The organism is Amycolatopsis nivea (assembly GCF_004522235.1).
Lineage (GTDB): Bacteria > Actinomycetota > Actinomycetes > Mycobacteriales > Pseudonocardiaceae > Amycolatopsis > Amycolatopsis nivea.
The window spans coordinates 121,194-134,434 of sequence record NZ_SDLT01000021.1 but is presented as its reverse complement, the minus strand read 5'-3'; the positions used below and the strand labels follow the sequence as shown (position 1 = coordinate 134,434).

Here is a 13,241-nt window from a genome sequence, read left to right as displayed (position 1 = left end):
GGTCAGAGAGTGTCGACGACCTGGTCGAAGTCGAGCCGCGGCAGGCGGTCGAACCACGGGTTCTCGCCCGGCTTGCCGATGTTCACCGCGACGAGCGAACGCCAGTTGTTGCCGGAGAAGAACTCCTTGTCGACGCCCGCGGCGTCGAAGCCGGTCATCGGGCCCGCGGCCAGTCCGGCGGCGCGCACGCCGATGATGAAGTAGCCGACCTGCAGCAGCGAGTTCAGCTTGGAGAACTCGACGCGGCCCGCCTCGTCGGCGAAGTTGTCCTTCACGCCGGGGTTGTGCGGGAAGGTCTGCGGGATGTTCTCGTGGAAGTCGACGTCCGCGGCCAGGATCACGGTCAGCGGCGCGGCCTCGGTCTTGGCGCGGTTGCCCTCGGCCATGTGCGGCAGCAGGCGCTGCTTGGCCTCGTCGCTGCGGATCACCAGCGCGCGCAGCGGCTGGGTGTTCATCGAGGTCGGGGCCCACTTGACGAGGTCGTAGATCGCGCGGACCTGCTCGTCGGTCACCGGCTCCGAGCTGAAGCTGTTGGCCGTGCGCGCCTCGCGGAACAGCAGGTCCTGCACCTCGGCGGGCACCTGCAGCTGCTGGGACTCTGCGAAAGTAGTCATCGGTTCGGCGTTCCTTCCGTGCTGTCGCCTACGCACGGCACCAACCTGGTTGAACGCTTGACTATTTCGCTCACGGCCCCGTTGTGACTCAGCGCACTGGAAGGCCGCCGGCCCGTTACGGGGCCGGCGGCCGCGGTAGGAACGATCTTCGCAGGTCAGTAGGCGCCCTGCCCGGCGAGGACCGCACGGAAGGTCTTCCAGAGGATCACCAGGTCCAGCGCCAGCGACCAGTCCTCGACGTAGCGCAGGTCGAGCCGGATGCTCTCGTCCCAGGAAAGATCGCTGCGCCCGCTCACCTGCCACAGCCCGGTCAGCCCCGGCTTCACCAGCAGCCTGCGGCGCGCGGCCGGAGCGTACGTCGCCGTCTCCTCCGGCAGCGGCGGCCGGGGCCCGACCAGCGACATCCGCCCGGAGACGACGTTGAACAGCTGCGGCAGCTCGTCGAGCGAGTACCGGCGCAGCAGCCCTCCGACCTTGGTGACCCGCGGGTCCTTCTTCATTTTGAAGAGCGGCCCTGCGCCTTCGTTCGCATTCTCCAGCTCGCGCCGGATGAGGTGCGCGTTCACGACCATGGTGCGGAATTTGAGCATGGTGAACGCTTCGCCGTCCTTGCCGATGCGCCGCTGCCGGTAGACCACCGGACCGCGGTCGCCCGCCTTCACCGCCACCGCGATCGCCAGCAGCACCGGGGAGAACAGCGCCAGCAGCAACGTCGCGCCGCAGCGGTCGACGACCTCTTTGACCAACCGACGCCCGCCGGTGAACGCGGGCGCGGTCACCCGAAGCAGCGGCATGCCCAGGACTCCGCTGACGTTCAGCCGCGGCCCGGCGACCTCCATCAGCACCGGCGCGACGACCATCTCCGACGACGTGCCTTCGAGATCCCAGGCGAGCCGCTGCAGCCGCTCGGGATTCCAGTACTGGTCGGCCGTGATGGCGACGACCCGGTACCCGCCGCGGCGCACGTGCCGGGACAGCTCCTCCAGCCGCCCGACGACCGGGACCCCGTCGATCTCCCCGTGCCCGGTGGACGTGCAGACCGCCTCGACCCGCCATCCGACGTGCGCCTCGGTCCGCGTCCGCTTGATCAGGTCCGCGACCGTTTCCGCGCTGCCCGCCGCCATCACCGGCAGCAGGCAGAGCCCGCGCCGCCGTCTGCGGTGCAAGATCTGGCGGAGCACGTATCGCTGGGGAAACAGCACTAAGGCGACAGCGGGGACTACGAAAAACACCCAGGGCTGCACTTCGAGCGCGCCGAACAGCAGTCCGCCGAACGCGACCAGGACCGCCGCGGTGATCAGCGCCCGGCCGAGCGTGCGGTACTCCTCGGGGCCCTCCCCCAGCACCCGGGCGCTCCAGGCCCGGCTGGCCGGAAGGGCGCAGAGGATCGCGAACGCGGTGCCGAACGCGTGCATGTCGTGCGGTGCGAGGCGGTCGATGACGAAGGCGCTGATCGCGATCACCACGCACGCCGCGACGAGATCCGACGCGATGACCGTCCGGCGGTAGCGTTTCTCCCACTCCGCGGCGTGCGTTTTCGGCGGATCGCCTTCTTCCGGCGAGGACGCCGGGACGGGATCGAGCCGGTCTTCCGCGGCGGGATCCACGCGGTCCTCGGCGGCGGGGTCGAGCCGGTGCTTGCCGACGGGCTCCAGCCGGTGCTCGGCGGCGGAGTCGAGCCGGTCTTCCGCGACCCGGCCGGGCGGCGGCACCGCCACGTCGACCGGCGGCGCGGGAACCGCCCTGAGGTCGAGCCGCGGCAGCCCGACGCTGTCCGCGGGCCATGACCGCACCGGTTCTTCCATCAGTCCTCCCGCGCTGCGCAAGCTCCCCGGACCTGATCGCCACCGGCACGCTGAGTCAGGGCCGATGATCACAATCGGTGATCACGAGACGGTCCGGCTCCACGTCGCCGAAGGTGTGACACTCGCCAAGGTATCGGGTGGTCAGCGAGCGGTGTTACAGAGATTTTCCAGCCACGGCCTGCGAGTCTTTCCCGTCAGGAAGCACCGGGAAGATAACGGGGATGTCACGATGGGTCACGCTCACCCGGCAACGGAAATTACCCGCTGTAGTCAAGTTTCCCACTACCTACACCGAACGGCCCAGCAGACCCGCAGCCGAATCAGCTCCCCCGCACGGGTCATCACCCGAGCATGCGCCCGGCCCCAACCGCCGTTCGGGCACAAGCTCTCCGCCGACCCGCCGATTTCCCTTGCCCGCAGCGCAATCCGCTCCGGAATGCGGAGGGCCGCCCGGTTTGCGGCCATTCGGCTGGTCTGAACCATCCGGGGATGCCGTCCGCCTGCCGGGCCGGGCGTCCGCCGCACATTTTTCCCGGACTGCCGCCGTGTTCTCACCGCGATCAAGTCCACACTGGACACCCGGCCGAGTCCCGGCTCACTCCCTCCGAAGCGAAGAGCGCCCCCTCCCGGAATGAAGCTGCCTCGGCTCAGGCAGTCGGCGGAGCGGCAGCCGTGGCATTGAGCGCAGTCACCACCGCTTGCTCCTCGAACTCGAAGTGCGCCTCCAACTCACCAGCGAGCCGCTCCAACTCCGCCCGCAGCCGCACCGGGTCCGATTCACCGGGGACGAAGCTCTCGACCAGTTCCCGGATCGAGTCCCGCAGACGCGCGACCACCTGATGCTGCTCCGCGAGCTGCGCGATCACCGGAGCGAGCGCGGGGAACTGCTCGGCCAGCGCAGGGAACACCACGGAGTCCTCGCCGACGTGATGCCTGCGCAGCGCGGTGCAGAAGCTGAGGCAGTGGGTCCGCATCTCCTGCGCCAGGTCCGGCTCCGGCCGGACGATCGCCGTCGCGCGGCCGTCGGCCAGGTCGTCCGCCTGCTCGCGCAACGCCCGCAACTCCGCGCGAAACCATTGGTGCACTTCGACGAGCCAATCGCCCATTCCTTTGACGCGCTCGTCGATCCGATGCACAACAACCACCGGAATTTCCCGGGTCGTCTTCGCCTGGTAATCGCCGTAACCCGGAGCCTCCGCGATTACCTGCGCGAAAAGCTTCTCGTACGCGGCACCTTGCGGAATGGCCGCCATCGCCTGGTAGGTCTCGCCGCCCACCTCGACGGTCACCAGCGGGTTCCGGCGGATGTTGTGGTACCAGCCGGGATGGCGGTCCGCGCCGTTCGCCGAGGCTACGACCACTCCGTTTCCCTCGATCTCCAGGTAGCCGAGGAGCACCTCGCGGGGCAGGCCGGTCCGCGCGCCGGTCGTCGTCAGCACCGCCAGCGACCAGCCTTCGAACATGCCGCCGAGGGCACCGCGGTTCGCCCGGAACTCGGCGATCAGCCGGCGGTGAAAATCGTTGCTCACACAATTCCTTTCGGATTTTCGGAAAGGAGGAGTCGAGCACAGGAAAAGGGCACGCGAAAAGACCCCGCAGGCACAAGGCATGGCGCAGCGATCCGGTCGACGGATCCGCGGAACTGCGAGAGACGGAGAGCCCGATCTCTGTGCTGGCTGGTTAGCCGCTACCTCCATGCGTAGGCCCATACGGGGCGCACGGCTAAATTAGCACAGCTTCCGAACCTCGTGCGGCGAAGGCCGAATCCTTTCGCCGGGCCGGTCGCTCTTATGGACGTGCGGCCACGAGGCCGGCACGACGAAGGAGGCTCGATGACCCTGATCATTGTCGCGGCGGCAGTCGTGGCGGTCCTGGTGTGCAGTTGCGTGGTTTTCCTGCGAGCGCGCGGAAGGTCGAAGCGTGGCTGAGCCCTGGCCGGCAGAGCAGCTCGTGGCGGCGGCGCAGCGCGGCGACGAGGCGTCGATCGCCGTGCTGGTGTCCGGCGCGTACCCGCACGTGCGGCGGTTCGCGTTCTCGTTGTGCGCGAGCAGCCAGGACGCCGAGGACGCGGCGCAGGAGGCGATGATCGTCCTGTTCCGCAAGATCGGAACGCTGCGGGCGACGGCCGCACTCGCGTCGTGGATGTTCCGGATCGTGCGCAACGAATGCCTGCGGCGGGCGCGGGCTTTGGTGCAGCGCGACGAGCCGGTCCCGGAAGCGGCCGGCCCGTCCGCCGAGGAAGACGTGCTGAGCAGGCTCGAGGTCGAACGCCTGTCCGCCGCCGTCGCCGCGCTGCCCGCCGATCAGCGCGGCGTGCTGATCATGCGCGACATCCAGGGCCTGCCGGGAAAGACCGTCGCCAAGTCGCTCGGCCTGAGCACGGCGGCGATGAAGTCGCGCCTGCACCGTGCCCGCACCGCCGTGCGCGCCCGCCTGGATCTCCCGGAGGAAGACCGATGAGCACCCGACCGTCGTTCGCCAGCAAATCCCTGCCCGTCCATCTCGCCCGCGGGGCGATCGGATTCGGCCTGATCGCCGCGTCGATCGCGCTGGCCCCGGTCCTCGGATGGGCGAGCGTGCTGTTCCTGCCCGCGGGCGTGCTGGCCCTGCGCGGATGTCCGACGTGCTGGGCGATCGGGCTGGCGCAGACCCTCTCGCGGGGCCGCCTGGAACGGACGTGCGCCGACGGGCAGTGCCGGATCTCGACGAGAGGTTCCTGAACTGGCTGGCCCCCACCGTCCTCTCGCGTGCACGCCATGCGCGACGTGCCAGCACGGACGGGAGCGGCCAGCCCTGGAGACGCCGATGGCCTGCCGGCGAAGATCGTCGGCAGGCCATCGGATGCTGCTGGTGGGCGATACTGGGATCGAACCAGTGACCTCTTCGGTGTGAACGAAGCGCTCTCCCGCTGAGCTAATCGCCCGCTCGCGGTGCGGATCCAGCCTACCCCACGACTTTCGGGGGCCTGCAAACGGGTGGTTTGATCCGACTACAGCGCGTCTGCCAGCGAATACCGTCCGAACAATCCCGAGCTAACCAAGGCCTTGCCCGGGCGGGGGCGCGTGCGGGCGTCCGCGACATCCGTGCGACGGTGCTATCGCACAGCGGCCGAACCGCGCAAGATGTACTGGTGGCTCCCCACCGGGCGCCCGCTGAAGGCTGCGCGGCACGGACGGCGACGGACCGGACGGACCTCGGGGCAGACGGTCTCGAACGGGTGATCTCGAGCGCACTCGCGACGGATCCGGGCTCCTGGTGCGTCTCACCGTTGTCCTCGGTCGTCCGGGCCGGGAAGGGAGACGAAGGGTAGGACGATGCGCAACGATCACGTGACGCTCCGCTCGACGGCGGTCTTCGACCTGCTGGCGCCGCGGACCCCGGCGGTTCCGGTGAAGGTGGAGCTGCGCTACGACACCCGCGACCCCTATGCCGTCGTCGCCGCCTTCCGCACCGGGCGGGCCGGCTGGGTCGAATGGGTCTACGCGCGCGACCTGCTCGCCGACGGCCTCCTCGCCGACGCCGGCGACGGGGACGTCCGGATCCGGCCCTCGGTGGAGGACCCGGAGTCGGTCCTGATCGAGCTGAACTCGCCGTCCGGGCACGCCATGTTCGAGGCGTCCGCGCAGGAGCTGGCCGATTTCCTCGACCGCACGTACGACGTCGTGCTGCCGGGCAACGAGCACCTGTGGGTCGACGTCGACGACGCGCTCACCCACCTGATCCCGAACGATCTGGCCTGATCACCGGCCCGCGAGCGGGCCAACAACCCCCCGGTGCCAGGACGGTTGCCGGGGTCCGATATGGTTTCTTCACACCACGGCGACGGGGTGCGGACCGGAATACCGGTGCCGCCTCGGACCCGAGGTAGTGCGGACGTAGCGCAGCTGGTAGCGCATCACCTTGCCAAGGTGAGGGTCGCGGGTTCGAATCCCGTCGTCCGCTCGGAGGGCTCAAGCCCCATGCGGTGGAGTGGCCGAGAGGCGAGGCAACGGCCTGCAAAGCCGTGTACACGGGTTCGAATCCCGTCTCCACCTCGCGCGATTAGCTCAGCGGGAGAGCGCTTCCCTGACACGGAAGAGGTCACTGGTTCAATCCCAGTATCGCGCACCAGCGTTGTCCGGAAGCCCTGCCTTCTCCTCGGAGAGGCAGGGCTTTTCCGTGTCCTCCGTGCTTCACGCCGGGAACAAGGTCGACCCCAGCGGCCGGTGTTCGTCGAAGCCGGGAAGGACCAGGAAGGCCCCGCTCGCGGTGGTGGTCGTGAACGGCAGCAGCTCGTCCGCCGCCTCCATGCTCGCCAGCGTCGCGGTGAACGTGTGCAGATCGTTCTGGAAGCTCACGAACAGCAGGCCGGGCGCCGGCGCGTCCATGCTGTAACTGCGGCGCAGCATGAGCCCCGCGCCCACGACGTTCGCGTGCGCCCGGCGAATATGAGCGCCGGCGGGGACGAGATAACGGCCGTCCGGCGTTTTCGCGCCTAGCTCCGGCCCGTCGCCGATGGCCCCGCCCGACAGCGGAACCCCGGTGTCCCTCCGGCGGCCGAACACGGCTTCCTGCTCCGCGACCGGCAACGCCGCGAACCGCGCCACATCGAGAACCATCCGCCGGACGACCGCGATCGTGCCGCCAGCCACCGGCGCCGGTCCGGCGATCCACAGATCCCGCTGCTGCTCGACCGGCGTGCGCGGGCCGACGATCCCGTCGACAAACCCCAAGACGTTCCTCGGCGCGGTCTGCCCGTCCGAGACCGGGATGTGCGGCCCGCGCGCTCCGGACTGCCGCCAGCGCTCGTGCACGCCCGGCGTCGCCAGGAGCGCAGCCGCGACGATCGGCGGGACCGACGGGTCGCTGGCGCAGATCTGAAGCAGCAAATCCCCGCCGCGGTCGGCCGGAGCAATCTCCTCGCGGGCGGCCGGAGGGAGGTCTTGTGCGCCAGGCAGATGCGGATCCACAGCCCGCACCAGCCTCGGCCCGACCCCGACCGTCACGGTCAGATCGCCCGCGGGCAAGCCCAGCAGCCGCTCGTCCTTCCCCGCGGTCGCAGCCAGGATCTGCCGCCCCCATCCGGCGAGAAGCGGTCCTGGCGCAACGGAAACCTCCGCACTGACGACCAAAAGATGCGATTGCGGCTGCTGCGGCGCGATGATCCCGGCTTGATGCGCCCCAGTGGGCACAATCGGACCGGGCCGGTTCTCGCCGTCGGACACGGGAGCCGCATGACACCCGGCGGCGAGTCCGGCAGTCACGGCAGCCCCGAGAAAAGCCCGCCGGGAAGGGCGGCGCTCAGCGGAATTCACGACGGGCAGCGTGACAGATCCCGGTGCGGCAGGCGAATTCGGCTCGGCAAACGGGTGTTTGCTCGGCAGCCCGGCGAGGTGGCGCACCGCTCGCGACCCGCGACGAGAGTCCCGGCCGACTCCGCTACCCCGACACGAACCGCATGCCGCTGCTGCATCAACGGCGGAAGCAGGCGAGTCCGGCAGCGTTGCACCCGCCCCAACTCGCAACCCCCCACCTTGCAACCACTCCCGTCCCGCACGCGCCGCGACTCCGGCAGCGCAGGACGCACGCCCGCACCCGACCGCCGACCCCACCGCTCCCTCCCTCCCGCCCGCCCGCCCGCCCCGAGAATCCCGCAGCACTCCCGCACTCAACCGCCCCCCCCGTCTCCAGTCCCAGCACGCCGCGACTCCGGCAGCACGCCGCGCTCAACCGCCAACCCCCAGCACCCCGCGAATCCCGCGGCACCCGGCGCTCAACCGACGACGTCATCGCCAGTCCCCAGCACCCCGCGAATCCCGCGGCACTCCGCGCTCAACCGCCAACCTCATCGCCAGTCCCCCACCACCCGCGACCTCGCCAACGCACCATCCGTTCCCCGCGCTCAACTGCCGCCCCTCATCACGCCCGTCTCCGCATTTCCCGCGACTCCGGCCGAACAACACCCGCTCCCGCACCCGGCCGCCAGCGCACCCCGCTCCCCCGCGCCCGCGCAGCACAACCCCAACCAAGCGCCCGACCGCCAACCCGGCTGACAATCACCCCAACGGAAACCGGCGGTCATGCCAGACTGGGCGCATGCGTTTTCTCGCCATGGTGGCGATCCTGGGGCTGTCCGCCGCACTGGTCAGCGGGTGTGGTTCTTCCTCCGCCGAAGGGCACCGGCCGGACGGGGCGGGTGTCACGATCCGCGTGCCGGCCGACGCGCCGACCATTTCCGCCGCGGTTTCCCTGGCTCAGGCGGGAGATCTCGTGCTCGTCGCGCCCGGCGAGTACCACGAAACGGTGAAAATCACGACGCCGAGCGTCACGCTGCGCGGCGAAGTGCGGGAGAAAGTGGTCGTCGACGGGCAGCTGAAGCGGGACAACGGCGTCGTCGTGTCCGCGCCGGGCGTCGCTGTCGAGAATCTGACCGTCCGGAATCACACGCAGAACGGCGTCCTCGTGACCGGTTCGGTCAAAGCCGCCGACGGGCTGCCGGGGCACGGCGGCGGGTACGACACCGGGGACGAGCCGATCCGTTTCCTCAGTTCGTTCCTGGTCTCGCACGTCACCGCCACCCGCAACGGGCTCTACGGAATCTATGCGTTTTCCGCGCAGAACGGAGTGATCGAGCAGTCCTACGCGTCCGGCGGCGCTGATTCCGGAATCTATGTCGGCCAATGCAAACCATGCCGGACGGTCGTGCGGGACAACGTCGCGGAGCTCAACGCGGTCGGGTACGAGGGGACGAACGCCAGCGGCGAGATGTACGTCGTCAGGAACCGGTTCAGCGGGAACCGGGTCGGGGCCACCAGCAACTCCGATCACCAGGAGAAGCTGTTGCCGCAGCAGGATTCCGTGCTCGCGGGCAACCTCGTCGCGGCCAACGGGCAGGCGGCGACGCCGGAGCAGGCCGACGGCGGCTGGGGCATCGGGATCGGCATCGACGGCGGCAGCGGCAACCAGGTGCTGCGCAACCGGATCGCCGGGAACCCGAACGCCGGGGTCGTCCTCACCGCCACCCAGGACGTGCCACCGAACGGCAACCGGATCGTCGGAGACGTCTTCGCGGCGAACGGCCTCGACGTCGGCTGGACATTCCCCGGCGCGACCAAGGGCAGCGGAAACTGCGTTGATTCCGGGCCGCTGCACACGATTCCGGAGGGACTGCCGACCAGCGCCGCTTGTCCCGCGGCCGCCGCCTCGCCCTCGGGGATGTGGACGAGGGCGAAACCGCCCGCGGGAATTCCGTTTACCGAGGTCGCGGCGCCGCCGTTGCAGCCGCAGTTTCCGGACGCGCGCACGGCTGGACCCACGGTCGTCCCGGCAGTGCCGGAGTTTCCGGACGTCGCGAAAATCCAAGCACCAGCGGCGTCGTTGCTGGCCGACCGCGCGTCCGTGGCCGCCGCTTAAGGAATCGCCCAACCCGCGACAACACCGCACTCGAAGAAAACCTCACCGAACAGAAGGCACCGCGGTGAATTCGTGCGTGTCGAAGGAAATGACGACCGGATCCGTTTCTCCCGGGATCGCGGCCTGCACCCGGTACATGACGCCGTCCGCGTCGAGCCAGTACCGGACTTTTCCCGCGCTGCCGGGGCGGTCGCGCGAATCCGGGCCGGTGAAGACGTCGACCGGATGTCCGTTCACCTGATCGGCCGCTACCCATTCGGCACCGTTCTGCGGCAGCAATTGCGCGTTGTCCGGCCGGTCGCTGCCGAGGCCGAGAAGAATCGCCAATGCGCGGTCGAGTGCGCCCGCGGACGGATTGAGCGGGCGGCCGAACCAGCCGTCCGAAGGCGGTTTCCCGGGAGGGAAATCCGGGACGACAGCCAGCGGGCGGAGTTCGATCCGGCTGGCGGTCCACCGGATCAGACCATTGCCGGAGTCGTTGCGCCCCTTGCCTTTCAGCACTCCGTAACCGGACTTCGCGCGGTAATCGGCCGAACCGGTGATCACGAGTTCGCCCGCCGAGCCGGGGACACTGATCGTCACCGCGCGGCCTTGTTTCTGGTAATTGCGGAATCGCGCGATCGCGAGCCGGCTCGCCTCGTCCGCGGTGACCGCGTGCGGGCCGGAATCCGGGGAGCCCGCGGCGGCATACCAGAATATTCCCGCGCCGAGCGCGACTGTCACTGCCGCGGCGACGACGATCCACCGGCGCGCGATCCGTTTTCCCAGCACAGCGAGTGACCGTAGCAGGGTTTTCGATTCACCCGGTCCGTGTGTCCCGGTGCCGTACCCGGACTGACCGTTTTCTGGTTCACTGTTACAGCTTTGCGCCACGCCGCGCGAATATTCCGCGCAGAGAACGGAGATCCCGCAGTCATGACCCGAGGTGGCAGAAGACCGAGTGGCAGATTCAGGCTGGCGCGCGCCGCCGCCGCTGTCTTAATGCTGGGCGGCAGCACGATGACGGTGACCACCGGCGCCGCCGCTGCCGCCGAGGACGGCACGCTGACCGTCCAGGTGCTCCGGGATTTCTTCGGCACCGGCATCGTCAACGCCGCCATGGACACCCCGCAGCCGGGCATGTCCGTGCTGGTCACCGACCCCGCCGGACATCAGGTGCGCGGCCGCACCGACGCGGCGGGCAAGGTCGTGGTGGACCCGGCCGCCCCGCTCGCCGGCGGCCGGTACCGCGTCGACGTTTCCGTTCCGGATCCGTATCGCGCGTATTTGCGGGCCGCGCCCGCGTCGACGGAGAAAAACCACTTCGACAGTTTCACGACGTTCGTGGATCTGCGGGAAGGCAAAGACGTTTCGGTGATCACCGGCGTCTGGAACCCGGCCGACCACACTCCGCCCGACGCCCGGTATTACGTTCCGGTGCAAAGCCCGGCGGTGAACAGCGACGGCAGCGCGCCCGATCCGAACAGCCGCGCGCTGGTCGCTTTCGACCGCAGTCTCCGCGGCACCTGCCCGGCCGACTCGGCCTGCCCGACCGTGCTGAACACCCAGGCCCAGGTCGGCACCACGTGGGGGTTGGCGTACGACAAATACCGCGACCGCATTTTCCAGGCGGCGTTCGCGAAACGCTTCACCACCTACGGCCCCGAAGGCGGCGGCGCTATTTACACCACGCCGCTCGGCGGCGGCGCGCCCACATTGTTCGCGAAAGTGCCGGATGCCGAGGTCACCGCGCACGGCAAGGTCGACATGCTCAAGGACCAGCATTTCGTGGACGTCCCCGGAAAGGAAAGCCTCGGCGGGATCGCGCTCACCGAGGACGGCAAAACGCTGTACGCGGTGAGCCTGGCGACCCGGAGCCTGCTCAGTTTCGACGCGACCGGAGCCACCGCGAAACCGGGCAAGACCGTCCCGATCCCGGCTCCGGACTGTGCCGTACCGAACGACTGGCGGCCGTTCGCGGTCGCCGCGCACGACGCGAAACTGTACGTCGGCGGCGTCTGCTCGGCGGAAAGCACTAAGCGGCGCGAGGATTTGAAGGCCGTGGTCTACACCTACGACGGCGCGAAATTCACCCCGGTCCTCACGCACGGCCTCGACTACCGGCGCGGCTACGTCATCACGGTCCCGGACCCGGACGACAGCATGGACCACTGGAACCCCTGGGACACCTCGTTCTCCTCGTGGGACAAGTTCATCCGGAAGGGCGCGGGGATCAACCCGCAGCCGGAACTGGCGAGCCTGGCGTTCACCCGCGACGGCTCGATGATCCTCGGCTTCCGCGACCGGTTCATGGACGTCTTCGGCTCCGGCAAAGACCCGCGGCCCACCGACGACACGGTCCGGACCGGGATGTCCGGCGGCGACATCACCATGGCGTGCGCGGCGCCCGGCGGCGGATACGACTGGGAAGGCACCGGGGCCTGCCCGAACCACGGCAAGCCCGAGGCGAACGGCCACGAACCGCCCGGCGTCGTCGAGTACTTCCCCGGCGACTTCTACGATCCGAGCCGGTCCGGCAACGGCGTGCACCAGGAGTCCTCGCAGGGGTCGGTCGCCTACATCCCGCAGCAGCAATGGGTGATCAGCACCCAGATGGACCCGGCGCAGCACGTCAGCTCCGACGGCGTCGGCTACTACGACGTCGACTCCGGCATCGGGCCGGGGCAGGACAATCCGAAGCACGGGTACGCGTTCGTGGGCCCGGCGAACAGCTTCGGCAAGGCGGGCGGCCTCGGCGACATCGCCTACCAGGCGGCGAACGCGCCGATCCAGATCGGCAACCTCGTGTGGTTCGACGGCGACCACAACGGCGTCCAGGACCCGAACCGCACCGACGAGGTCCCGCTCGCCAAGGCGACGGTCAACCTGCTGGACGCCGACGGCGCGAAGGTCGCCAGCACCCGGACCGACAAGGCGGGCGAGTACTACTTCGGCGGCGTCGGCGCGGAATACCAGCTGAAGCCGGGCGAGAAGTACACCGTGCAGTTCGACGTCTGCACCGCGGCGACGGACAACGTGCCCGGGACACCGCCGGCGACCGACCTGCGGTTCACGCTCCCGACCGCCGGACCGGACCGGGCGCACGATTCGAACGTCGTGCCGCCGAAGACCGGACGGCTCTGCAGCGGCTACGCGCCGGTGACCGCTCCCGCCGAGGCGGGCGGGGTCGACCACACCATCGACGCCGGCGTCTATCTTCCGTTGCCGCCGGGTCCGCCCACGTCGTCGGCTCCGCCGGGCACGAGCCCGGACCCGGCTCCCCCGGCGGGCCATCCGCCCGCCTCGGACGCGACGGACACGGATTCGCTGGCCTCGACCGGGATTCCGCTCCTGCCGATGCTGCTGATCCTCGGCGGGGCGCTCGTCGCCGGAGGCACGGCCTTCCTGGTGGCGGCCCGCAGAAGGCGGTTCAGGCGGCAGTGACCGCGGC

10 protein-coding genes and 4 tRNA genes are annotated in these 13,241 nt (G+C 69.6%); 8 read left to right on the top strand and 6 right to left on the bottom strand.

Translation table 11 applies throughout. The features are described 5' to 3' along the window. Positions 1-2 precede the first annotated feature (2 nt). From EIZ44_RS24230 to EIZ44_RS24220, 3 genes are all read right to left on the bottom strand, one after another. Positions 3-614, bottom strand: a complete 612-nt coding sequence (locus tag EIZ44_RS24230) for a malonic semialdehyde reductase (protein WP_037815622.1) — start codon at positions 612-614, stop codon at positions 3-5. 155 nt (positions 615-769) lie between these two features. Continuing rightward, on the bottom strand, positions 770-2,419 hold the full coding sequence (locus EIZ44_RS24225) for a sugar transferase (RefSeq protein WP_240691391.1): 1,650 nt from the start codon (positions 2,417-2,419) through the stop codon (positions 770-772). A gap of 647 nt (positions 2,420-3,066) precedes the next feature. Beyond that, positions 3,067-3,948, bottom strand: a complete 882-nt coding sequence (locus EIZ44_RS24220; protein WP_134731358.1) for a nitroreductase/quinone reductase family protein — start codon at positions 3,946-3,948, stop codon at positions 3,067-3,069. 391 nt (positions 3,949-4,339) lie between these two features. Between EIZ44_RS24220 and EIZ44_RS24215 the strand changes: the two genes are divergently transcribed. Both EIZ44_RS24215 and EIZ44_RS24210 read left to right on the top strand, forming a co-directional pair. Then, on the top strand, positions 4,340-4,879 hold the full coding sequence (locus EIZ44_RS24215) for an RNA polymerase sigma factor (protein WP_037815614.1): 540 nt from the start codon (positions 4,340-4,342) through the stop codon (positions 4,877-4,879). After that, on the top strand, positions 4,876-5,139 hold the full coding sequence (locus EIZ44_RS24210) for a hypothetical protein (protein WP_037815611.1): 264 nt from the start codon (positions 4,876-4,878) through the stop codon (positions 5,137-5,139). The genes EIZ44_RS24215 and EIZ44_RS24210 overlap by 4 nt, the downstream gene beginning before the upstream one ends. Positions 5,140-5,267: 128 nt before the next feature. On the opposite strand, the gene EIZ44_RS24205 is transcribed toward EIZ44_RS24210, so the two are convergent. After that, positions 5,268-5,342, bottom strand: a tRNA-Val gene (locus tag EIZ44_RS24205). 391 nt (positions 5,343-5,733) lie between these two features. Here EIZ44_RS24205 and EIZ44_RS24200 point away from each other — a divergent pair. The 4 genes from EIZ44_RS24200 (at position 5,734) to EIZ44_RS24185 (ending at position 6,529) form a co-directional block, all read left to right on the top strand. Further along, a complete protein-coding gene (locus tag EIZ44_RS24200) occupies positions 5,734-6,159 on the top strand; it encodes an SsgA family sporulation/cell division regulator (protein ID WP_005159130.1) in 426 nt (141 codons plus the stop codon). A 129-nt stretch (positions 6,160-6,288) separates the two neighbouring features. Next, positions 6,289-6,361 (top strand) — tRNA-Gly (locus tag EIZ44_RS24195). Positions 6,362-6,382: 21 nt separating this feature from the next. Continuing rightward, a tRNA-Cys gene (locus EIZ44_RS24190) sits at positions 6,383-6,453 on the top strand. Position 6,454: 1 nt separating this feature from the next. Then, positions 6,455-6,529: transfer RNA gene (locus EIZ44_RS24185), tRNA-Val, on the top strand. 62 nt (positions 6,530-6,591) lie between these two features. Here EIZ44_RS24185 and EIZ44_RS24180 read toward each other — a convergent pair. Continuing rightward, the gene (locus EIZ44_RS24180) at positions 6,592-7,662 is read right to left on the bottom strand and encodes a Dyp-type peroxidase (RefSeq protein WP_240691390.1); all 1,071 of its coding nucleotides are present in this window, start codon (positions 7,660-7,662) and stop codon (positions 6,592-6,594) included. Between the two features lie 832 nt (positions 7,663-8,494). Between EIZ44_RS24180 and EIZ44_RS24175 the strand changes: the two genes are divergently transcribed. After that, positions 8,495-9,811 carry a right-handed parallel beta-helix repeat-containing protein gene (locus EIZ44_RS24175; protein WP_134731354.1) on the top strand — a complete coding sequence of 439 codons (1,317 nt, stop codon included), beginning with the start codon at positions 8,495-8,497 and terminating at the stop codon, positions 9,809-9,811. A 42-nt stretch (positions 9,812-9,853) separates the two neighbouring features. Here EIZ44_RS24175 and EIZ44_RS24170 read toward each other — a convergent pair whose 3' ends face one another. Further along, positions 9,854-10,582: a hypothetical protein gene (locus EIZ44_RS24170; RefSeq protein WP_240691389.1), complete on the bottom strand. Its 729-nt coding sequence runs from the start codon at positions 10,580-10,582 to the stop codon at positions 9,854-9,856. Between the two features lie 228 nt (positions 10,583-10,810). On the opposite strand from EIZ44_RS24170, the gene EIZ44_RS24165 reads away from it, so the two are divergent. Beyond that, on the top strand, positions 10,811-13,234 hold the full coding sequence (locus tag EIZ44_RS24165) for an SdrD B-like domain-containing protein (protein ID WP_134731352.1): 2,424 nt from the start codon (positions 10,811-10,813) through the stop codon (positions 13,232-13,234). Positions 13,235-13,241 lie beyond the last annotated feature (7 nt).

Bases quoted from the DNA above. Each gene is read 5' to 3' on its own strand.
- EIZ44_RS24225 (WP_240691391.1), bottom strand. From the start codon at position 2,419: ATGGAAGAACCGGTGCGGTCATGGCCCGCGGACAGCGTCGGGCTGCCG.
- EIZ44_RS24175 (WP_134731354.1), top strand. From the start codon at position 8,495: ATGCGTTTTCTCGCCATGGTGGCGATCCTGGGGCTGTCCGCCGCACTG.
- EIZ44_RS24165 (WP_134731352.1), top strand. From the start codon at position 10,811: ATGACGGTGACCACCGGCGCCGCCGCTGCCGCCGAGGACGGCACGCTG.
- EIZ44_RS24200 (WP_005159130.1), top strand. From the start codon at position 5,734: ATGCGCAACGATCACGTGACGCTCCGCTCGACGGCGGTCTTCGACCTG.
- EIZ44_RS24230 (WP_037815622.1), bottom strand. From the start codon at position 614: ATGACTACTTTCGCAGAGTCCCAGCAGCTGCAGGTGCCCGCCGAGGTG.
- EIZ44_RS24210 (WP_037815611.1), top strand. From the start codon at position 4,876: ATGAGCACCCGACCGTCGTTCGCCAGCAAATCCCTGCCCGTCCATCTC.